This is a genomic window from Geobacillus sp. JS12, assembly GCF_001592395.1.
Classification (GTDB): Bacteria; Bacillota; Bacilli; order Bacillales; family Anoxybacillaceae; genus Geobacillus; species Geobacillus zalihae.
Genome location: NZ_CP014749.1, coordinates 449801 through 470125, shown reverse-complemented (window position 1 = coordinate 470125; position 20325 = coordinate 449801). Strand labels below are relative to the sequence as shown.

The window sequence follows — 20325 nt, the reverse complement described above, 5'->3', positions numbered from 1 at the left end:
CTTCACCAAAAGTTGTACTTGATTTTTTCTGAACATACCCTATTTACGCTTGTGAGGGAAAATCAACAAATCAGTGATTTTTGCACATCTTTGTGCAGGAAACCGTATTGCTTGTCAAGTACATGTTGTGGTGAAGAGCCAATATCCGTAAGGCTTCTCCGTTTGAGGAAAAACAGGATTGAGCCGCCTTCCCTGTTCAATCACCAGCCCTCTAAAACAACCCAGCCGCTGTTCTGCCGGCTACGCTGAAACCCCTTTCCGCTTTAGGCTCCCCCATTGCTTTTTCCCGCGAACAGCGTCGATCAATCCCTCGCATCGCCACCATGCTGTAAGCGGCCGGTACCAAAGCGTCTCGGTCAACGAGAAGAAGAAAAGCCGCACTAAATCAGAGACGTTTGGGAATTTCCGCTCGGTCCATTCTTCAAGCAAGACGGCGGCGGCGGACAAGAGCGAACCATACAAAACGGAAACCGTCAGCAACAAAAGAGCGAATTCGACGTACAAGTTTCCAAGAAATAAGGAGAAAACAACGACCATATAGCCGATCAGCTCCACGACCGGGCCAAGCAGTTCAATGAACCAAAAATACGGCAGCGAAAGAAGGCCGATTGAGCCATATTTCGGATTGAACAGCATCGATCGATGCATCCATAAGCTTTCCAGAAGCCCGCGATGCCAGCGCCGCCGCTGCCTTCGCAAATCGCCATACGTTTCCGGTGCTTCCGTCCAGCAAACCGGGTCGGGGATGTAGATGATTTTTTTCGCCTCGTTTTTTTCCCGCGCCAGTCGATGCAGACGCACGACGAGCTCCATATCTTCGCCAACCGTATCGGCATATCCCCTGCTTCAATCACCCAAGGCTTGGAAAAGACGCCGAACGCCCCAGACACAATCAGCAGCAAGTTGTGGCGGCTTAAGCCGAGACGGCCGAGCAAAAACGCACGCAAATATTCAATCGTTTGCATAATGACGAGCGGCCGCCGCGACAACCCGACCTGGACGATTTCACCGCGTTCAATCCGGCAGCCATTGGCGATGCGGACGCTTCCTCCAGAAGCGATGATCTCCCCGTCGGACTCAAGCATGGGTTTCATCACTTTCAAAAACGCGCGCCGCTCCAAAACCGAATCGCCGTCCATCGAGCAAATGTATGGATAGCGGGAGGCATTGATTCCCGCATTCAACGCATCCGCTTTCCCACCGTTTTCTTTATCCAGCACAAACAAATGCGGATAATCAAGCGACTGATAAACCGCCTTAATTTCCTTTGCATCCAGCTGGCGGCGAATGACACGATAGACCGGCTGCAAATGAAAATGCTCAATCAGCCGTTCAAGCGTCTTGTCAGTCGATCCATCGTTAATGACAATGACCTCGTACTCAGGATATTCAATAGCCAGCAGCGACCGCACCGAGCCGACGATGCCCGCTTCCTCATTATAAGCGGGAACAAGAATGGACATCGGTTTGGCATAGCTCGCATCGAGCAGCTCTTCATACGGCTCCCAGTCATCAAGACGATGAATGCGGCGCAAATGGATGAACGAGACAACAAGCAAAAAGGCATAAAAAAGAAGAACGATGACCATGTAAATCAGTACAATATGTCCTGCGACCCAAAGAAACGAACGCCACGCTTCCACCATCATTCTCCTCCTCCAAGCCACTGCCTCGCCATATCGCGGGCGTAACGATCCGATGCTGTGCGTGCCGCGGCGCGCAACGCCGTTCGGCCTCCCGGCAGACGCGCGATGGCCGCGGCGGCTTCGGAACGAACAACAAATGAGCGGTCGCTAAGCCGCTCATACAGCAACGGAAGAAGCCGCTCTTCGCGGCATTTTCCCGCCAGACGGGCAGCCATCAGCCGCTCTTGCCAATGGGAGGAGCACAAATGCTGCTTGAGCCTCTCCGCTTCAAGCGGCATGCCGATTTCCGCCATCGCCTTGAGCGCGCGAACGCGAAGCTCCAACTCATCGGATGCCAACAGCTCCAGCAAAAACGACCGCTCCTCGCGCCGGCGGATGCCGATCATATCCACGAACGCGCATTTCCCCGCCCGCGTCAGCTCATCAAATCGCTGTTCCACCTGTCGAAGCAGCCGCTCGCTCATATGGCCAAAAATAACTCGGTACGCAAACTCGGTCAATTCATATTTCGGCTCAAGCACGTAGGCCACCACTGAGCTATAGTCAAATCGGGCGAAAATCGTCAACAGTTTTGCTTCTTCTCCTCTCGTCACCCGGTCGGAGAGGTACAACCGCTCCATCTCCGGCAGCATCGCCTTCATCTGCAAATCCTCGATCAGAAACAGTGCGTTCATCCGCTCGCTCCAATCCCGGCTTGACAACCGGCGGCGCAGCCATCCTTGAAAATGCTTTTCCGCCAATGTTCGGATTCTCTCCTGCACCTTTTCTCCTTTCAAGAGCGAAGCGAAATGGTCAAGAAGCTCCATCATCGCCTCACGCTCAAGCGGCGAAGACGGCAACGGCAGCTCTTCCTCTTCGCCGAGCACATAACGAAACAGCGGAAGATGGAACCGCTTCTTCAAAACCCTGATCTCTGCCTGGCGTCTATTTTCCCTCCATTTTCGCACCACCAAATAGAGAAAGAGGTTTACTAACAGTGCAAGGAAAACAATCGTTGCGGCTAAGGCAGAAAAAAGCGCCATCACTCCTCCAACTCCTTCAACAGCCGGCGCAGCCGCGCCTCAAGCTCAAGCCATTTAAACGGCTTTGTCACATACTCGTCCGCTCCTCGGTTCAACGCATAAGCAATATCGCGCTCATCTTGGCGCGACGTCAGCATCATCACCTTGTATGGCTTTCGCTCTTGACGGAGGCGGTTCAGCACTTCAAGGCCGTCCATTTTTGGCATTACCCGATCCAAAATGACGACAGATTGCCGCCCGCTTTGATAAAACGGAGATTCGAGAAACGAAAGACCGTCGCCAAACTCGTAAATGTCTGCTTTCCTCCCCTGTTCATTGACGAGCTTGCGGACAAGATCAGCAATCATCATCCGCACGAGTTCATCGTCGTCTACGATGGCAATCGCCCATCGCCGCCGATCCGTTGATGCTTGGCTTGGGGCCTCATCCGAAAAACCGCTTTTCTCACGCGCCGCCTCTTCGATCCGATTGCCGCCGCCTCGTTTCGCCGCATACAGCGCCTTGTCGGCCAGACGCAGCCAATAGTCAAGCGGCCGATCCGGTTCATCGCACTCAACCAGGCCGGCGGAAAACGTACATGATAGGAGTGCGCCATCCGCCTCGACTTTTTCGGCGGCGAACTGGCGTTGCAGCCGCTCAAGCACTGCACGAGCCTCGCTTTTGGACGTTTTGGCCATCCAAACGACAAACTCTTCGCCCCCCAAGCGAACGACCGTATCCACTCCACGTGTATGTTGGCGCAAAAAGGCAGCCAGCTTTTGCAATACCGCATCGCCTGCAAGGTGGCCGAAACGGTCATTGACTTGTTTGAAATGGTCCAAATCAAGCAACGCCAAACAGCTTGGCGCTCCGTAACGCTCGAGGTCGCTCCGAAGGCGGGCGTATACCCGCGGCAAATACTTCCGGTTGTACACACCTGTCAATTCGTCAATGAGCACAAGGTCATCGATTTTTCGTTTTTTTTCAATGAGCCGGCGAACGCGAACGAACAGCTCATCTGCCGCTGGGGTGGTGATGACATCATCCGCGCCAAGCTCATAACCTTTCAACCGCCCCTCTTTGCCCTCGTCTCTCCTTACAATGACAACAGGAAGATAGGGGCGCTGTCCGGCGCGCTCAAGCAAAACCGTCAAGTCCGGATTCTCCCACTCTCCCTCCTTCACGCTGACGATGATGCAATCCGGGCTGAGACGAAACATCGACGCGGCCGCCTGCTCAAGGGAGGGAATCGTCGTGAAACGCCATGGCACGGTTTGCAGGGCGCCGCGGACGTAAGCAAAAAACAGGGGATCATTTCCACAGAGGAGAATCGCTGCTTTCGGCCCTTGGCGGTGCGAAGAGGGAATGGCGGCAGAAGCCGCTTCCCCGGCTTCATAGAAGCAGCGAAGGAGAGGAACCATCTCCATCAGCGCCTCCTCCGCTGTCCATTGCCGTTTTGTTTGGCCGTTCAACCGATGAATGAGCCGCTCTGCTTCAGCAGCGATGTCGCTGCGACCAATCACCGCCGCCGTCCGGCCGACAGCATTGAAAAATCGGGCCAATTCCCCACCGTCAAGCGGCGGCCCCGCCCTCCATCGTTCGTATTGTTCATGGATGCGATCCAACAACGAGGCGACAGATCGATCCATATTCCCTCTCCTTTCGATCATCGTTCCGTTTTTCTCAACCGACTGACATCCTCCTTTTTTCCTATTACTAATATAATCAATCCAAGCAAAAAAATTAAAAGAAAGGTTCATCACCAAAAGTTGTACTTGCACCTGTCATGAAAGTATGTTAGCTGTTTCTAGCCGAACCCGCAATGCAAAACGCTGGATATTTCTGTATCCGTATCCCCGACGTTTCATCAGCTTGATCTTGTTATTTGTTCCCTCCATTTTCCCATTTGAATAAGGGGATAAAATGCACGATATGATTTCGTCTGTTCGTTTGACGAGTGATTTTGCGATGGCGCGAACAGCAGAACAAGGACAAAACAAATACCGATGAACCCAGGCGTTCAAACGACGTTTCGCTTGTCGCTCGCTTTGGCTTTTGGATACATAACGAAAATGTTGAAGGGATTGATAGACAGCCTGCAAGGAATCGCTCTCTTTCTGCCACTCCCGCACCGTTTGGCGCTCCTCCTCGGTGAGTTTCTCGGGGCACTGGGTCAATAAGCGGCAAACATACCGAACATGCCCATGTTTCTTGTTCCCTTTTCCGAAGGATTGGCGGCATCGATCCAACGCTTCCGTAAACAATTGAATCACATGAAAATAATCGACCACATGCTTCGCTTCCGGACACACCCCTTGAATGGCTTTTTTCATCGCTGGAGCCAAATCACTCACGACATACTGAACAGAACCAGACACAGGAGCCAACACACGTCCAATGGCTTCCTCGTTCTTTCCTGCTTCAACGGCATACACTTCTCCCGTTTCGGCATCCATGACTGCCACTCCGTAATCATGTCCTTTTCGAAACGCAAACTCATCGACACAAACTGCCTTTGGTTGGATGTCATTCGATAGGAAGGAAGGGGCATGGGTATAAAACCAGCGTTCAACGGTCGTGTACGGAAGCTTGAGCATACGAGCCACCGCCTGAATGGATGTTCCGATGCAAGATTGCGCCACCCATTGCTGAAACGCATCCGTCGCTGCACTTCGAGGGGAAATTCCGGGATAAGACGTGCTGAATGTCATGCCACATGTACAACAACGTCTACGCTCCACAGGGAGTTCCACCCAAAAGATGCCGATCCGTTGAGCATACCCATGCATCCATTGCTTCTTTTTTCCTGTCATTTTGATCGTGCGTTTCAAGCAAACAGGACATAACGGGCATTGTTCGGGAAGAGAAAGTTCGAAAATCCAACGTTCTTCTTCTTTTCGCACCTTTTGAATCAAAACATCTGGTAAATCGATGAGTTCTTTGATAAACTGAGCGTACATGCGAATTTTCCTCCAATGGTTTGGTTTGGACACCTTTACCATACAGGAAAATTCGCATTTTTTGTATCCTCTATTTTCCCTATGCATACCTATCTTAAAATCTCAAGTACAACTTGTGATGAAGAGCCAAAAGAAAAGACGCGCAACAGCCAACAATTTCCCAGCCCCATAAAAAAGCCGCTGCCTTTTTGCAACGGCTTTGTTCAATACAAAAAGTCCAATAGGCGTCGGTCAGCTAAATTCGTGTCAACCGGGCAGACTTCTGCATCACGCCCGTACTGCCACACCCAGACATTCGCGCTGCAAGGCGGGGCAGCCGGCTGATAGCGCGGCGCTTTCTGCTCTTTCGTCGTTCCCGGCCTTGGTGCGGCGCTCCAAATGACCGCCTGCACCGCCACTTGGTTGTTCCGGCTGACCGCCTCGCAATAGGCAGCGGCGAAATCCCCTTTCGTCGGGTCCGCGTACAGCCCCGGCCGGTATCCGGTCGGATAGAGCGTTTCCACCCAAGCAGCGATCCAAGCGGCATCCACAGCGAAAAAGTCTTCGATGTTGGCAAACAGCAGTTTATTTTTCGGAATGCCGAGCCGCCGCGCATGGAACACCGCGTTGCGCGCCGCCACCTGACCGTTCGCATAGCCGACCGCTTCGCGGAAGGCGTTATAAATCGGCAGCACCTTCACGCCATAGTTGCGGATGCGGGCGATCTCGTCGCGTGTCAACCCTTCGGACACGTTCGGCACTTCCGACAAATAACGGCCCCAAAATTTCGGATAGCCAAGCTCCGTCCGCACGCATTGAAACAGCTGATCCGTTACGGCTTGCGCCGAGTCGACGCCCCAAATTCCTCTTGCCATCGGTTCCCCTCCTTCGCGCTTACGCTGCCGTCATGATGTAATTATGTATATGAGGGGAACAGCCCGTTTTATACGGCTACTGGCGGCGCTCTCGCTCCTCCTTCGCCCAGTCGCCTTTCAACAACTGAAACCAACCGTTGCGCTTAAACCAGACGAACATCGTCATGCCGATCACCGCCATGGCGGCCAATACAACAAAGTATCCGTACTTCCAGTGCAATTCAGGCATATAATCAAAGTTCATCCCATAAATGCCGGCAATAAAGGAGAGCGGCATGAAAATGGTCGTAATGGCTGTAAATGTCATCATAATATTGTTCATTCGATTCGAGTTGAGCGATAAATAGCTGTCGCGGATATCCGCGGTAATTTCTCGGTTTGTCTCAATCATTTCCGACAGCTTCAGCAAATGATCATAAATGTCATGAAAGTACAGCTGCCGTTCTTTCATGCGCTGCAGCCGGTCGGAATGGATGATGCGGTACAACAAGTCGCGCATCGGCACGATCGTTCGGCGCAGCTTCGATAAATCGCCGCGGATGTCAAACACTTTTTCAATAATGTCGTGAATCGGTTCATTGTTCGTATTCTCCTCTAAATCGTTCAGCACGTCTTCAATATGGTAAAGCGGTGGAAAATAATCATCCACAAGCTTGTCGATCAGCCGGTACATGACGTGAAACGGCCCCTGCTGAACATCTTCTTCATGCTTCAATCGCTCCCACACCTCGTCGACGGCATGAATCGGCGACTTATGAAACGAAACGATGAAGTTTTGCCCGACAAACAAATCGACTTCCTCAGCCTCCAGCGTCATCCCGGCAATGGCATGAAGCACAACAAACAAGTAGCGGTCATAAAAATCGAGCTTCGGCCGCTGCACATATTCGAGACAGTCTTCAATCGCCAGTGGGTGAAAACGGAAAAAGGAGGCGAGCAGCGCCGATTCCTCATCCGTCGGCTCATGAAAGTCAACCCAATACCATGAGACATCCGGGCTGTTGACAAGCGTTAAGTCAACATCATACAAAATCTCAAATTCTTTTGTCACGACACACGTGCGAATCATCGCCATCACCTTTGCCTTGTTCTCCTCTTATCATAACCGAAAAACTGTTAAGCCCCAACAAAAAACGGGTATAAAAATCATGTAGAGAAAAAATTGACAAAAAATATTTATCTAAATTTTCTTTACATTAGCATCAAAAACGACGATAATATAAGAAAGGGAACGATTTCGTTCCCATATGGGAGGGACTGAATCATGTACGAAAAACAATACCCGAATGAAGGCACCGTTTTGTTCAACCAGCCGGAAGAAAAAAGCAGCTACGGACCGATGGCCGAACAAGTGCTGAAAGAAGCGATCTTCCAGTTTCAAAGAAAAAAACTGATGGAACAAATTGATGAAGCGCTCGCGGCCGGTGACAAGCCGTTGTTTTTCAAGCTTTCCGCCCAATATAACGACCTGTTGAAAAAATACGGCGCGTAAAAGGAGCGAACGAAGTTGGAAAGTGAATCGTCGATGACCAAGTGAGCCCCATTTCCGTTTGTGGGAACCATCCGGACGGAAAGGGGCTCATTTTTGTTTTTTCGTTTTCCTCGCCAATGGTACAATAGAAACAAAAAAGAAAGGTGGACAACCGTGAAACACCTCATTCAACCACGTGTTCAAGCCATTCAGTTATCAGGCATCCGCCAATTTTTCAACCTTGTCGCCGACCGGCCGGGACTTGTTTCCTTGACGATCGGCCAGCCTGATTTCCCAACGCCCGATCATGTCAAAGCAGCCGCTCAGGAGGCGATCGCCGCCGATTTCACGACGTATACAGCGAACGCCGGCCTGCTGGAACTGCGCCAGGCGGCTTGCCAATTCGTCGCTGACAAGTACGGCCTTCGCTACACGCCGGACGAAGTCATCGCCACCGTCGGCGCCAGCCAAGCGCTTGATATCGCATTTCGCACGATTTTGGAGGAAGGGACGGAAGTGCTTCTTCCCGCACCCGTCTATCCTGGCTATGAACCGCTCATCCGCCTGTGCGGAGCGAAACCGGTGTACATCGACACAAGGCCAAACGGTTTCCGTCTGTCGGCTGAGCTCATTGCGCCTTATTTGACGGAAAAGACGCGCTGCCTCGTTCTTCCATACCCATCAAATCCAACCGGGACGGCGCTGTCAGCCGAAGAGCTTGAGAACATCGCTTCCCTTTTGAAAGGACGGCCAATTTGGATCGTTTCCGATGAAATTTACAGCGAGCTCGTTTACCACGGACGCCATCACTCGATCGCCGAGTGGCTGCCGGAGCAGACGATCGTCATCAACGGTTTAAGCAAATCGCACTCCATGACCGGTTGGCGCATCGGGTTTGTCTTCGCTCCAGCGTTCGCCGTTGAACAAATGGTGAAAGTGCACCAATACAGCGTCTCGTGCACGTCATCGATCAGCCAAAAAGCGGCGGTGGAGGCGCTGACCGCCGGCAAAAACGACGCCGAGGTGATGCGCGCCGCCTACGCCGAGCGGCTTGAGTATGCCTACAGTCGTCTCACCGCCATGGGGCTGCCGGTTGAGAAGCCGGATGGAGCCTTTTACTTGTTTCCGTCAATCGCCGCCTTTGGCATGTCTTCGTTTGATTTTGCCCTCGATGTCGTCGAAAACGCCGGCGTCGCCCTCGTTCCCGGCAGCGCCTTTTCTGAATACGGTGAAGGCCATGTCCGCCTGTCGTACGCTTATTCGCTCGATGTGCTCAAAGAAGGGCTTGACCGGCTCGAGCGGTATATCCAAACGAAGCGCCGCAGACCGTAACGGTTTTCAAAAATCGTATCGGTTTAGGCCGCCATGCCCCCATAAGAAAAAGGCTGCTTTTCTTTCGACTTTTGTTCACCATTGGCTTTAGGGGAATATGCAAGAAAAGGGTGTCCCAAAAGGATCGGGACACCCTCTTTCGTCTCTATATATACGCACTGACCGATTCTTCCGCACTATATTTTGTGTTTGCCCTGAAGGTAGACAGCCTTTTGGGTCAGCCCCCTCTTCTTTACTTATGGCACAAGCAATAGCTTGCCATGCGTTTTCCGCCCCTGCAGCAGCCGATGCACTTCAGAAGCCTGCTCAAGCGGGTAGACGCCGCCGATCATCAGCTTCAGGCTTCCTTCCTGCACCCACGCGAGCAATTCCCGCAAACTTTGTTCGTACAACGCCCGCTTTTTCATGATTTGCGGCAAGAAAAAGCCGATCACCGACCAGTTTTTCGCCATCAGCCGGACTGGATTGAGACGCGTCATTTCCCCGCTCGCCGCCCCATATACGACCAGGCGGCCGAACGGAGCGAGGCAATCGAGCGTCTGATGAAAGACATCGCCGCCCGCCATTTCCAAAGCGACATCGACGCCGCGCCCACCGGTCGCCTCCATCACGGCCGCCGCCCAGCTGTCTTTTGTATAATCAATGGTGACATCAGCGCCAAGCTGTTTGGCGAGCGCTCGTTTTTCCTCCGTGCTTGCCGTGGCGATGACCATTTTGGCGCCGAACCGTTTCGCCAATTGGACGGCAATCGTCCCAACGCCGCCGGCTGCGGCATGAACGAGCACCGTCTCCCCTTCTTCCAAGCGGCCCATCGTTTTGAGAATATGGTAGGCGCTTAGCCCTTGCACCGGCAAGGCCGCCGCCTGCCGGGCATCCATTCCATCCGGAAGCGGCACGACCGCCCGTTCATCGACGGCGACAAACTCAGCGTAGCCGCCGGATTCGATCAACGCGACGACGCGTTGCCCCGGGAGGACCGTTTGCACCTCCGGACCAACTTCACGGACAACGCCCGCCACTTCCGTCCCAGGTATGAACGGAAGCGGCGTCGGCACAACATAGCGGCCTTCCCGTCGGGCTGTATCCGCATAGTTGACGCCGATCGCTTCAGCTTCAATCACGACTTGCCGCCCCGTGGGTTTCGGACGTTCGCCTTCGCAAACACGCAAGACATCCGGTCCACCGTATTCAACGAATTGGACAAATTTCATGGCGATATCCCCTCTTTCGTTACTTTTGTCGACGCCATATCGCGCAGTTCCGGGCCGAACGGCCCCAGCTCAAGTTTTGGAACGGCAGAAAGCGACCCATGCCGGTTGATGTAGTCGATTTCTTTTTCCAAGCCGTACGCCGTCATCCAACGGCCGACGCGCGAGGCAGACAACACTTCTTTCGCCTTTCCTTCATCCGAATATTGCCGGTAAAAGAGCCATGCGGCCGTCGCGCTGTCGGACAGCTCCGCCGCGTTGATCCCTTGCTCGATCAAGCAGTGCACAAAGTAGCCGGCGCCATAAAAGTCTTCTAGGCAAAAACGGCCCGACGAGCCGGAACAAATCACAATGATCGTCTCTTCCTGATGTAAACGGCAAATATGCTCGCCGACCGCCGGGCTGTTCAGCAAGCTCGCCGCGTACACCGCACGGGCTGGCTGAGCTCTGCGAATCGCCACCGTGCCATTGGTCGTCGATAGCACGACTGTTTTCCCTGGACAAACCGTTTGCAAAAATAGCGGCGCCGGCGGATGAAAACCGGCGATCGTCCGCCCTTCGTATTCGCCGACGAGCTCATAGCTCCCCTCTGGCAAGCGAAGCGCGATCTTCTTAGCCTCCTCGGCATCGCGCACCGGGATCACCGAACGAGCGCCGGCAGCGAGAACGGCTGTAATCGACGAGGTGGCAAGCAAAACATCGAACACGACAGCCACCTTTCGATCAGCAAGCGCCATCTCATCAATGTCTTCTTTGCACAGCACGACATGCACTTTTGTCATCACGCCGCCTCACCGTCCTGTCGCCAGCTGCCATGCATGCTCAATGAGTGCTTCGACAAACTGGCCAAAATGGCGAAACCGCTCATCGTTCGTCTGTCCGCGGCGGTAGCGGTAATAAATTTGCTGGCAAATGACCGCTAATTTAAAGTAGGCAAACGTTAAATAAACGTGTATATCGGACACATCACGGCCGCTTTTTTTGGCATATGCCTCAATAAACTGTTCGCGCGTATAAAAACCGGGACGGACGGTGACCGGCGCGCGGCCAAACCCACTTTTAATGAGTGGAGGATCGTCTTCCTCAATCCAATAACTCATGGCCACCGCCAAATCGGCAAGCGGATCCCCGACCGTCGACATCTCCCAATCAAACAGCCCAACCATTTTGGTGATGTCGTCTTTGGCAAACAAAGCGTTATTCAGCTTAAAATCGTAATGGATTACGGTTGCTTCGCGCTGCGGTGGGATGTGGGAAGCGAGCCACTTCATCAGCGCCTCGGCTTCCGGAATATCATCCGTCTTGGCCCGCTCATAGCGCTGGATCCATCCGTGCACTTGCCGTTCCATAAACCCATCCGGCTTTACCATCTGAACGAGGCGTGTGTTCGTATAATCAATTTGATGGATACGGACAAGCGTCTCGACCATCATCTCAGAGATGCCACGGCAAACGTCTTCTGTCGGGATGACGCCATCGGGAAAATCACTGTCAATCACGACGCCATGCCGCCGCTCCATGACAAAAAACGGACTGCCGATCACCGATTCGTCTTCACAAAAATAGAATGGTTTCGGCGCCAACGGGAACAGCGGATGGATTTCAGAAAGCCACGTGCTCTCCCGCTTCATATCGTGCGCTTTCGGCGGCACCGGGCCAAACGGCGGCCGGCGCAGCACCGCCTCCCACTCCCCACAGCGGAGCAAATACGTCAAATTCGACCGGCCGGCGGAAAATTGCTGGATCTCGAGCTCCCCATCCGGCATGTCCGGCAGCACCGTTCGCAAAAACTTGGCCAGCTTCCCTGCCGGCAGTTCTTCCCCCTTGCGCACTGGAATAATCGCTGTCATCTCCCTCTCCCCCTTGGTCAACAATTCAAGCGCGCCATTGCCGCCGCACGAACAGCATCCATCGACACACCTCGGATCAAACTTGTTTGTCTCTCTTTTCACTCGGCTTTCGAGACAGACGGCGCGTTCATGCCATCAAGCAGGATCTCCACCATCTGCTTCGCCACCTCGGCATCGGTCAGCTCGCCGTCCGGACGAAACCATTGGTAGCTCCAATTGGCCGCCCCAAGAACGGTAAGCGTGGCGATCGATGGTGACAAATCGCAGCGCAGTTCACCGCTTTTCATTCCTTCCTCAATCAACGACTGCAGCCGATAGCGGAACAAATCGCGCTTTTCTTTTACTTTCTGTAAATGCTCTTCATTCAAATGCTTCATTTCACGAAAAAAAATACGCGCTTCCCGTCCCTGCCGTTCGACATTATGGATGAGCATGAAGACGATGTCATACAGTCGTTCCCGCACCGAGCGCTGTGTATCGCTTATAATCCGCTCCTCTTCGTCCAGCAGCCATTCAATGTAGCGAAGGTGAATATCCATCAACAGTTCTTCTTTGCTTGTAAAATAGTAATAAAACGTCCCTTTTGTCACCCCGAGGGCGTCAACGATGTCTTGGATCGATGTTTCGCTGAAGCCGTTTTGTTCAAACAGCTCAATGCTGGCAGCCATAATTTTCTCCTTCACGTTTTTACACCTCTTGCCTAAAATGTAGTCGCTGCCAGCTATTGTACCATAAAACGGCCAAGCCTGCTTCGGACTTGGCCGAAAGCCGCGCCGTTATTGCGAGCGGGATGCTTCTTCACGCAAGGCGCGGCGCAAAATTTTCCCGACGTTCGTCTTCGGCAGTTCGGCACGGAACTCGACCATGCGCGGCACTTTGTACGCCGCTAAGTTTTTTCGGCAATGGGCAAGAATGTCTTCTTCGCTTGCCTGTTGTCCGTCTTTTAACACAATGATCGCCTTCACCGTTTCACCGCGATACGGATCAGGCACGCCAACCGCCGCCGCCTCTTTCACCGCTGGATGTTCGTACAACACTTCTTCGATTTCACGCGGATAAATGTTATAGCCGCCGGCGATGATCAGATCTTTTTTCCGGTCGACAATCGTCACATACCCTTCCTCGTCAATCGAAGCCAAATCGCCAGTGTACAGCCATCCGTCACGCAGCGCCACGGCCGTTTCTTCCGGCATGTTCCAATAGCCTTTCATCACTTGCGGTCCACGGATAATCAGCTCGCCGACTTCTCCTGGCGGCAACTCTTGCGTGCCAGTCGCCACATCGACGACTTTGTACTCAGTCAGCGGCATGCCGATGCCGACCGTGCCCGGCTTGCGAGCCGCAAACGGCGGATTGCAATGCGTCACCGGCGAGGCTTCAGACAAGCCGTATCCTTCAAGGACAACCGCTCCCGTTTTCGCCTCGAAGTCGCGCATCAATTCAAGCGGCATCGGTGCGCTGCCGCTGTTGCACGTTTTGATGCTGCTGATGCCGTACTGCTCGACACCCGGCGTATTGGTAATCGCGACATACATCGTCGGCACGCCTGGAAACACGGTTGGTTGCTTGTCGCGAATTGTCTCCAACACTTCTTTCAGCTCAAAGCGCGGCAGCAAAATGTTTTCCGCTCCTTGGTAAATGGCCAAGTTCATTCCCGACGTCATCGCGAACACGTGGAACAACGGGATGACGGTTAAATATCGCTCTTTCCCGAACTCAAATGTCCCTTTGAAAAATTCGGCGCATTGCAAGACGTTGGCGAAAATGTTGCGGTGGGTGAGCATCGCTCCTTTGGAGCGCCCCGTCGTCCCTCCCGTATATTGCAATACAGCAACGTCGTGCATCGGCTCGATCGGCACCGGGCGCACCACTCCGCTTCCTGCGGCAAGAAATTCGTCAAACGTGACATCTCCTTCAGCCAGCGCAACGGACGACGGCGCCCCAAGGCTGACGGTGACCGCCTGCTTGACGGCTGTCTCCCCTCTGACGGCGGCAAGGCGCGGATAAATCGGTTCATAAATGACGATCGTCTCGGCGCCGGAGTCTTTGAGCAAATAGGCAAGTTCGCGCTCAACAAGCATCGGGTTCACTTGTGTGACGATCGCGCCCGCCTGCAAAATGCCATAGTAAGCGATGACATATTGCGGGCAGTTCGGCAGCATGATTGCGACGCGGTCGCCTTTTTGCACGCCGCGCGCCTGCAGGCTTGAGGTGAAACGGTTGACCGCCGCCTCAAGCTCGGCATAGGTGATCGTCTTGTCGTAAAATGTCAGCGCCGGCTGGGAGCCGAATTCCGCCGCTCGTTCATGCAGTACATCGCATACCGTTTTGTCGGGAATATCCATATAGAACGAAATGTGTTCCGGATAAAGAGACAACGCCCGTTTTTCGCTCATTTGCGTTTCCCCCTTTTTTAATTAAATGCCGGTCGCATGGCTGCCGCCGTCAACGACGAGGAGCGCGCCCGTGACAAAGGCGGACGCCGGGGAAGCGAGAAACAAGACGGCCCCTTTCAAGTCATCTTCGCCGCCAAAGCGGCCGAGCGGCGTATGCTCGAGCACTTTTTTCCCAACGCGTTCAAGAACGACTTTTGACATTTTCGTCGGGAAAAAGCCTGGAGCCACCGCGTTGACGCGAATGCCGTGCTTCCCCCATTTGGCTGCTAGGTCCCTCGTAAACGTAATAACCGCCCCTTTGCTCGTGTTGTAGCCGATCGTATTTAAAATGTCCGGGTGCGTGCCGCCAAGGCCAGCGACGGAAGCGATATTGATGATGGAACCGCCTGTTTGTTTGGCGATCATCACCTTGCCGACCGCCTGGCTCATGAGAAACGTGCCGGTAACGTTGACGTTGATCACCTTTTGCCATGCCTCAAGCGGCATTTCCTCGACCGGCGCTCCCCACGTCGCTCCGCTGTTGTTGACTAAAATGTCGATGCCGCCAAACTCTTTGACGGTCGTTTCGACGACATGTTTGACCTCCTCCGGATTCGTCACATCGCACCGCAGCGCCAGCGAACGGACGCCGAGCTGTTCAAGCTTTTCTTTCACTTGCTCGCACGCTTCCACTTTCCGCGAACAAACAACGACGTTCGCCCCGGCTTCGGCAAGACCGACGGCAATTTGCTCGCCGAGCCCGCGCCCACCGCCAGTGACAATGGCGGTTTTCCCCTCGATTTTAAATAAGTCCAACACATGCATATGACCACTTCCTCTCCCTTATTGTTGATATTGCCGCAATTCAAGCTTGGCAACTTGCTCTTTATGCACTTCGTCCGGCCCATCGGCCAGACGGAGCGTGCGCGAGTTCGCCCACATGGCGGCAAGCGGAAAATCGTTGCTCACCCCAGCGGCGCCAAACGCCTGAATGGCACGGTCAATGACCTTCAAAGCGACATTGGGCGCCACCACTTTAATCATCGCAATTTCTTTGCGCGCCGCTTTGTTGCCGACCGTATCCATCATGTACGCCGCCTTTAGCGTCAGCAAGCGCGCCTGCTCGATCTCAATGCGCGACTGGGCGATCCACTCGCGGATCACGCCGTGTTCAGCGAGCGGCTTGCCGAACGCCACCCGCGACTGTACGCGCCGGCACATGAGTTCAAGCGCTCGCTCCGCCGCTCCGATGAGGCGCATGCAATGGTGGATCCGTCCCGGGCCAAGCCGACCTTGAGCGATGGCGAACCCTTTTCCTTCGCCCCAAATGATGTTTTCTTTCGGCACGCGCACATGGTCATACGTAATTTCGGCATGCCCGTGCGGCGCATGGTCAAAGCCGAACACCGGCAACATCCGTTCGATTTTCACTCCCGGCGTATCGAGCGGAACGATGATCATCGACTGTTGCTCATGTTTTGGCGCATCGGGGTTCGTTTTTCCCATCACGATGGCGACTTTGCAGCGCGGATCGCCGGCGCCAGACGACCACCATTTCCGCCCGGTGATGACATACTCATCGCCGTCTCGGACGATGGAGGCGCGAATGTTCGTCGCATCACTCGACGCGACATCCGGCTCCGTCATCGAAAAGCAGGAGCGAATTTCCCCGTTCAAGAGCGGGATCAGCCATTTTTTCTTTTGCTCCTCTGTGCCATAGCGGACGAGCACTTCCATATTGCCGGTATCCGGCGCATTGCAGTTGAACACTTCCGGAGCGATGAGCGAACGGCCCATAATTTCGCAAAGCGGCGCGTATTCGACATTCGTTAATCCCGCGCCGTATTCGCTGTCTGGCAAAAACAAATTCCACAGTCCTTCTTTTTTCGCCTTTTCCTTCAATTCTTCCATGATCGGCGGCACGCCCGACCATCTCGACTCTTGTGCGTTCAGCTGCTCCTCATACACCCTCTCGTTCGGATAAATGTAATCCTCCATGAAAGCGCTTAATTTTTTGATCAACTCTTTCACTTTTGGCGAATAAGAAAAGTCCATATGCTCCCCTCCCCTTTATACTAACCGGTTGGTATGTTGTTTCTACTTTTACTATACCTCCACAAGAACAAATATTCAATATTTTTCGATAAATATATCCAAATTTGCGCTTTCCATCTCCCCTGCTTCGCTGAGAAGACAGAGAAGATAAAAAAAGGGCGAACAACCGCCCTGCTTACGCCTTAACATACCGCTTGTATAGCGCTTGCGTGCCGCTGTTTTCCTCACCGGCTTGCGCCAGCTCCTCATACATTTGTTTGGCGAGCGCCAGCCCTGGCAGCGGCAAGTTCATCCGCTCGGCTTCTTCAAGCGCAATTTTCATATCTTTAATGAAATGCTTGATGTAAAACCCCGGAGCAAAATCGCCTGACAACATGCGCGGCGCCAAGTTGCTCAGCGACCAGCTGCCGGCCGCCCCTTTGGCGATGCTTTCCAACACTTTGAATGGATCAAGACCAGCCCGCTTCGCATACGCCATGGCCTCGCAAACGCCGATCATATTGGTGGCGATGGCAATTTGGTTGCACATTTTCGTATGCTGGCCGGCTCCAGCTCCTCCTTGCCGCACGATGTTCGTGCCAAGCCGCTCGAGAATCGGCTTGCACGCCAAAAAGACGTCCTCATCACCGCCGACCATAATCGTCAACGTTCCTTCGCGCGCACCGATGTCACCGCCGGACACCGGGGCGTCCAACGCGTGAATCCCTTTTTGCTTGGCTGCTTCATAAATGGACTTTGCAAGCGTCGGTGTTGACGTCGTCATATCGATGACATACGTTCCCGGCCGCGCATTCTCCAAAATGCCGCCCTCGCCGAAATACACTTGCTCGACATCGCGCGGATAGCCAACCATCGTCATGACGACATCCGCCTCCCGCGCCAAATCAGCAACCGTTTCCTTCCAAACCGCTCCTTCTTGAAGCAAGTCTTCCGCCTTTTCTTTTGTGCGTGTATAGACGAGAAGCGGATAGCCCGCCTTCAGCAAGTGGCGCGCCATGCTTTTCCCCATGACGCCAAGGCCGATGAATCCGATTGTTTTCATCCGGTCTCCCCTCCTGTCGGTTTGCCTTAAATCGCCTTCACCATGCCGCCATCGACAATGAGCGCTTGACCAGTAACGTACGAATTCGCTTCGGACAGCAAGAAGACGACGACATTGGCAAACTCTTCCGGGGTTCCGTAGCGGCCGAGCGGAATGGCGCTTTTCATGCGCGCTTCCATTTCTTCTTTCGTAATGCCGAGTTTCTCGGCATTCACTTTGTCCAAAAAGGCGACGCGCTCCGTCGCGATCCGACCAGGAGCCACCGTATTGATTAAAATGCCATCCGGAGCCAGCTCAACAGCAAGCGTTTTCGTCAGCCCAACGATGCCAGTGCGGAACGTGTTGGATAAAATAAGTCCCGGAATCGGCTCTTTAATCGATGATGAGGCGATGTTGACAATTTTTCCTCCCTTTTTCTTTAAGTAAGGGAGCGCTTCGCGAATGAGGCGAATATAGCTCAACAAATTGAGCTCAAACGCATATTGCCAGTCTTCGTCGCTCACCGTTTCAAACGTTCCCGCCGGAGGGCCGCCGGCGTTGTTGACGAGCAAATCGATCGTCCCAAACGTCTCGACCGTTTTGGCGACCAGCTGGCGGATGTCTTCCGCCTTCGTCACATCTGCACGCGTGTAGGCGACGCGTCCCTTATGCAGCCCATTCAACTCCTCGGCTGCTTCCTGCAGCTTTTCTTCGTTTCGGCTCGTGATCATCACGTTTGCCCCTTCAAGCACAAGCGCCCGGGCGATCGCCTTGCCAAGCCCTTGGCTCGAGGCAGCGACAAGCGCCGTTTTTCCCGCCAATCCAAGTTCCATCGTCATCCCTCCAACAAAAGAATGGTGTTACGTAACCATATTCGCGCTCATTCGTCATTTTCCTTCTTTCGATCAGCGAAAAAAGTGATCCGCTGGGCGGATCACCTCTCTTCGAAAAGCGACTGAAACCGTTTCATCCCTTCCTCGACGTCAAGGCGATCAACGTGAAACGGATTCGGATTGGCAGCCTTCATCGGATCAGCATCAGTCCGCACCCCAATCGCCTCGGCGCCGTCCGCGGTCGGATCGTTGATGACGCTTTCGTGGGCGCCGTCGCGGTAAAACATGTGCGGGTGATCGTTTCGTCCACGCTCTGACATCAAATCCCCCCTTTTTTCCGGTAGTGTTCCGTAAGACATGGAAAATCATTCACCGATCAAGGAAAGGCGGGGAAAAAGAAAGAGCCCGCGCATCGCAGGCTCCTCTTTTCCTTTTCAGCTTTCAAGCAGCAAATCCTCCGGATTTTCGATCAAGTCTTTCACCGTTTTTAAGAACCCGACGGCCTCTTTGCCGTCGATGATGCGGTGGTCGTATGACAAGGCGACGTACATCATCGGCCGGTTTTCGATCCGCTCTTCATCGATAGCGACCGGGCGCAGCTTGATCGAATGCATGCCTAAAATGCCGACTTGCGGTCCGTTGAGAAGCGGGGTCGACAACAATGAACCGAACACGCCGCCGTTTGTGATCGTAAACGTGCCGCCTTGCAAATCGGCAAGCGACAACTTATTGCTGCGTGCTTTCGCCGCCAATTCGGCAATGTCGCGCTCAATTTCAGCGAAGTTTTTCCGGTCGCAGTCGCGCACAACCGGAACGACAAGCCCTTCGTCCGTCGACACGGCGACGCCGATATCATAATATTTTTTCAACAAAATTTCATCGCCTTGAATTTCCGCGTTGACGTACGGATATTTTTTCAGCGCCGCGACAGCCGCTTTGACGAAAAAGGACATAAAGCCAAGGCGGACGTCATGCTCTTCGAAAAATTTATCTTTTTTCCGCTTGCGCAGATCGATGACCGCCGACATGTCAATTTCGTTGAACGTCGTCAACATCGCGGTCGTTTGCGTCACTTCCAGCAGCCGTTTGGCGATCGTTTGCCGACGGCGCGACATTTTTTCGCGGATGACCGGCTTGCCGGCCTCAGCGGCTGGAACGGCGGCCGGCGTCGGCGCGGCTTGCGGAGCCGGCTGCGGGGCGGCGGCCGGTTGTGCGGCAAACGAAGCGACGTCTTGTTTGCGCACGCGCCCAAGCGGATCAACGGTCGGCACTTGCGTCAAGTCGATCCCTTTTTCACGCGCCATTTTCCGGGCGGCCGGAGAGGCGATTGGCCGCTGGCTCGGCGCCTGGGCGACCGCGACCGGCTGCGGCGCTGGCTGTTCATTGCTGTCGGCCGGCGCGACCGTTTCCGTTTCATCGGCTGGCTGCGGAGCAGCTTGCAAAGCGGCAGTCGGTGCTGCCGCTCCTTCGCCGATAATGGCGATCGCTTGGCCAACCGCAACCGTATCGCCTTCATTGGCAAGCAGCTGTTGCAAAACACCCGATTCTTCCGCCATAATTTCCACGTTCACTTTATCCGTTTCCAGCTCGCAAATCGATTCTCCTTTTTCCACGTAGTCGCCCGGTTTTTTCAGCCATTGGGCGATCGTTCCCTCCGTGATGGATTCTGCTAACTCTGGGACTTTGATCTCAGCCACGTTGATGCCCTCCTCAAATGTT

18 protein-coding genes and 1 pseudogene are annotated in these 20325 nt (G+C 53.8%); 2 read left to right on the top strand and 17 right to left on the bottom strand.

Features of this window, described 5'->3' with window-relative positions; genetic code table 11:
- Positions 1-240: 240 nt before the first annotated feature.
- The 6 genes and pseudogenes from A0V43_RS02385 to corA form a co-directional block, all read right to left on the bottom strand.
- A pseudogene (locus tag A0V43_RS02385) lies at positions 241-1649 on the bottom strand (glycosyltransferase family 2 protein).
- Positions 1646-2548 (bottom strand): HEAT repeat domain-containing protein, encoded by a 903-nt coding sequence (locus A0V43_RS02380; protein WP_236930900.1) that lies wholly within the window; start codon positions 2546-2548, stop codon positions 1646-1648. The pseudogene A0V43_RS02385 and the gene A0V43_RS02380 overlap by 4 nt, the downstream one beginning before the upstream one ends.
- A gap of 119 nt (positions 2549-2667) precedes the next feature.
- A complete protein-coding gene (locus A0V43_RS02375) occupies positions 2668-4296 on the bottom strand; it encodes a diguanylate cyclase (protein WP_063192298.1) in 1629 nt (542 codons plus the stop codon).
- Between the two features lie 135 nt (positions 4297-4431).
- The gene (locus A0V43_RS02370; protein ID WP_033015914.1) at positions 4432-5607 is read right to left on the bottom strand and encodes an ISL3 family transposase; all 1176 of its coding nucleotides are present in this window, start codon (positions 5605-5607) and stop codon (positions 4432-4434) included.
- A gap of 203 nt (positions 5608-5810) precedes the next feature.
- Complete coding sequence (locus A0V43_RS02365; protein WP_015374328.1) at positions 5811-6461, bottom strand: glycoside hydrolase domain-containing protein; 651 nt, start codon at positions 6459-6461, stop codon at positions 5811-5813.
- 76 nt (positions 6462-6537) lie between these two features.
- Entirely contained in the window at positions 6538-7536 is a 999-nt protein-coding gene (gene corA, locus A0V43_RS02360; RefSeq protein WP_041468507.1) for a magnesium/cobalt transporter CorA, read from the bottom strand.
- 189 nt (positions 7537-7725) lie between these two features.
- Here corA and A0V43_RS02355 point away from each other — a divergent pair, with 189 nt between their 5' ends.
- A complete protein-coding gene (locus tag A0V43_RS02355; RefSeq protein ID WP_015374326.1) occupies positions 7726-7953 on the top strand; it encodes an IDEAL domain-containing protein in 228 nt (75 codons plus the stop codon).
- A gap of 153 nt (positions 7954-8106) precedes the next feature.
- On the top strand, positions 8107-9264 hold the full coding sequence (locus tag A0V43_RS02350) for an aminotransferase A (protein ID WP_013145914.1): 1158 nt from the start codon (positions 8107-8109) through the stop codon (positions 9262-9264).
- A 236-nt stretch (positions 9265-9500) separates the two neighbouring features.
- Here A0V43_RS02350 and A0V43_RS02345 read toward each other — a convergent pair whose 3' ends face one another.
- The 11 genes from A0V43_RS02345 to odhB form a co-directional block, all read right to left on the bottom strand.
- Entirely contained in the window at positions 9501-10475 is a 975-nt protein-coding gene (locus A0V43_RS02345; protein WP_060788046.1) for a quinone oxidoreductase family protein, read from the bottom strand.
- Positions 10472-11254, bottom strand: a complete 783-nt coding sequence (locus tag A0V43_RS02340) for a 2-phosphosulfolactate phosphatase (protein ID WP_063192297.1) — start codon at positions 11252-11254, stop codon at positions 10472-10474. Before A0V43_RS02340 ends, A0V43_RS02345 begins: the two co-directional genes overlap by 4 nt.
- A 9-nt stretch (positions 11255-11263) precedes the next feature.
- The gene (locus A0V43_RS02335; protein ID WP_063192296.1) at positions 11264-12322 is read right to left on the bottom strand and encodes a phosphotransferase family protein; all 1059 of its coding nucleotides are present in this window, start codon (positions 12320-12322) and stop codon (positions 11264-11266) included.
- Between the two features lie 98 nt (positions 12323-12420).
- On the bottom strand, positions 12421-12990 hold the full coding sequence (locus A0V43_RS02330; protein WP_081133231.1) for a TetR/AcrR family transcriptional regulator: 570 nt from the start codon (positions 12988-12990) through the stop codon (positions 12421-12423).
- 108 nt (positions 12991-13098) lie between these two features.
- Positions 13099-14718 carry a long-chain-fatty-acid--CoA ligase gene (locus A0V43_RS02325; protein ID WP_063192295.1) on the bottom strand — a complete coding sequence of 540 codons (1620 nt, stop codon included), beginning with the start codon at positions 14716-14718 and terminating at the stop codon, positions 13099-13101.
- A 21-nt stretch (positions 14719-14739) separates the two neighbouring features.
- Positions 14740-15522, bottom strand: coding sequence for an SDR family oxidoreductase (locus tag A0V43_RS02320; RefSeq protein WP_011230529.1), 783 nt, complete (start codon positions 15520-15522; stop codon positions 14740-14742).
- Positions 15523-15540: 18 nt separating this feature from the next.
- Entirely contained in the window at positions 15541-16752 is a 1212-nt protein-coding gene (locus tag A0V43_RS02315) for an acyl-CoA dehydrogenase (protein ID WP_013145921.1), read from the bottom strand.
- A 175-nt stretch (positions 16753-16927) separates the two neighbouring features.
- Positions 16928-17794: an NAD(P)-dependent oxidoreductase gene (locus A0V43_RS02310; protein WP_063192294.1), complete on the bottom strand. Its 867-nt coding sequence runs from the start codon at positions 17792-17794 to the stop codon at positions 16928-16930.
- Between the two features lie 26 nt (positions 17795-17820).
- Positions 17821-18606 (bottom strand): SDR family oxidoreductase, encoded by a 786-nt coding sequence (locus tag A0V43_RS02305; protein WP_063192293.1) that lies wholly within the window; start codon positions 18604-18606, stop codon positions 17821-17823.
- Between the two features lie 101 nt (positions 18607-18707).
- Positions 18708-18926, bottom strand: coding sequence for a hypothetical protein (locus A0V43_RS02300; protein ID WP_063192292.1), 219 nt, complete (start codon positions 18924-18926; stop codon positions 18708-18710).
- Positions 18927-19040: 114 nt separating this feature from the next.
- Positions 19041-20303, bottom strand: coding sequence for a 2-oxoglutarate dehydrogenase complex dihydrolipoyllysine-residue succinyltransferase (gene odhB, locus A0V43_RS02295; RefSeq protein ID WP_063193786.1), 1263 nt, complete (start codon positions 20301-20303; stop codon positions 19041-19043).
- Between the last annotated feature and the right edge of the window lie 22 nt (positions 20304-20325).

Coding starts and splice junctions, on each gene's coding strand:
- A0V43_RS02335 (WP_063192296.1), bottom strand. CDS start 12,322: ATGACAGCGATTATTCCAGTGCGCAAGGGGGAAGAACTGCCGGCAGGG.
- A0V43_RS02315 (WP_013145921.1), bottom strand. CDS start 16,752: ATGGACTTTTCTTATTCGCCAAAAGTGAAAGAGTTGATCAAAAAATTA.
- corA (WP_041468507.1), bottom strand. CDS start 7,536: ATGGCGATGATTCGCACGTGTGTCGTGACAAAAGAATTTGAGATTTTG.
- A0V43_RS02310 (WP_063192294.1), bottom strand. CDS start 17,794: ATGAAAACAATCGGATTCATCGGCCTTGGCGTCATGGGGAAAAGCATG.
- A0V43_RS02300 (WP_063192292.1), bottom strand. CDS start 18,926: ATGTCAGAGCGTGGACGAAACGATCACCCGCACATGTTTTACCGCGAC.
- A0V43_RS02320 (WP_011230529.1), bottom strand. CDS start 15,522: ATGCATGTGTTGGACTTATTTAAAATCGAGGGGAAAACCGCCATTGTC.
- A0V43_RS02365 (WP_015374328.1), bottom strand. CDS start 6,461: ATGGCAAGAGGAATTTGGGGCGTCGACTCGGCGCAAGCCGTAACGGAT.
- A0V43_RS02305 (WP_063192293.1), bottom strand. CDS start 18,606: ATGGAACTTGGATTGGCGGGAAAAACGGCGCTTGTCGCTGCCTCGAGC.
- A0V43_RS02330 (WP_081133231.1), bottom strand. CDS start 12,990: ATGGCTGCCAGCATTGAGCTGTTTGAACAAAACGGCTTCAGCGAAACA.
- A0V43_RS02355 (WP_015374326.1), top strand. CDS start 7,726: ATGTACGAAAAACAATACCCGAATGAAGGCACCGTTTTGTTCAACCAG.
- A0V43_RS02370 (WP_033015914.1), bottom strand. CDS start 5,607: ATGTACGCTCAGTTTATCAAAGAACTCATCGATTTACCAGATGTTTTG.
- A0V43_RS02340 (WP_063192297.1), bottom strand. CDS start 11,254: ATGACAAAAGTGCATGTCGTGCTGTGCAAAGAAGACATTGATGAGATG.
- A0V43_RS02345 (WP_060788046.1), bottom strand. CDS start 10,475: ATGAAATTTGTCCAATTCGTTGAATACGGTGGACCGGATGTCTTGCGT.
- A0V43_RS02375 (WP_063192298.1), bottom strand. CDS start 4,296: ATGGATCGATCTGTCGCCTCGTTGTTGGATCGCATCCATGAACAATAC.
- A0V43_RS02325 (WP_063192295.1), bottom strand. CDS start 14,718: ATGAGCGAAAAACGGGCGTTGTCTCTTTATCCGGAACACATTTCGTTC.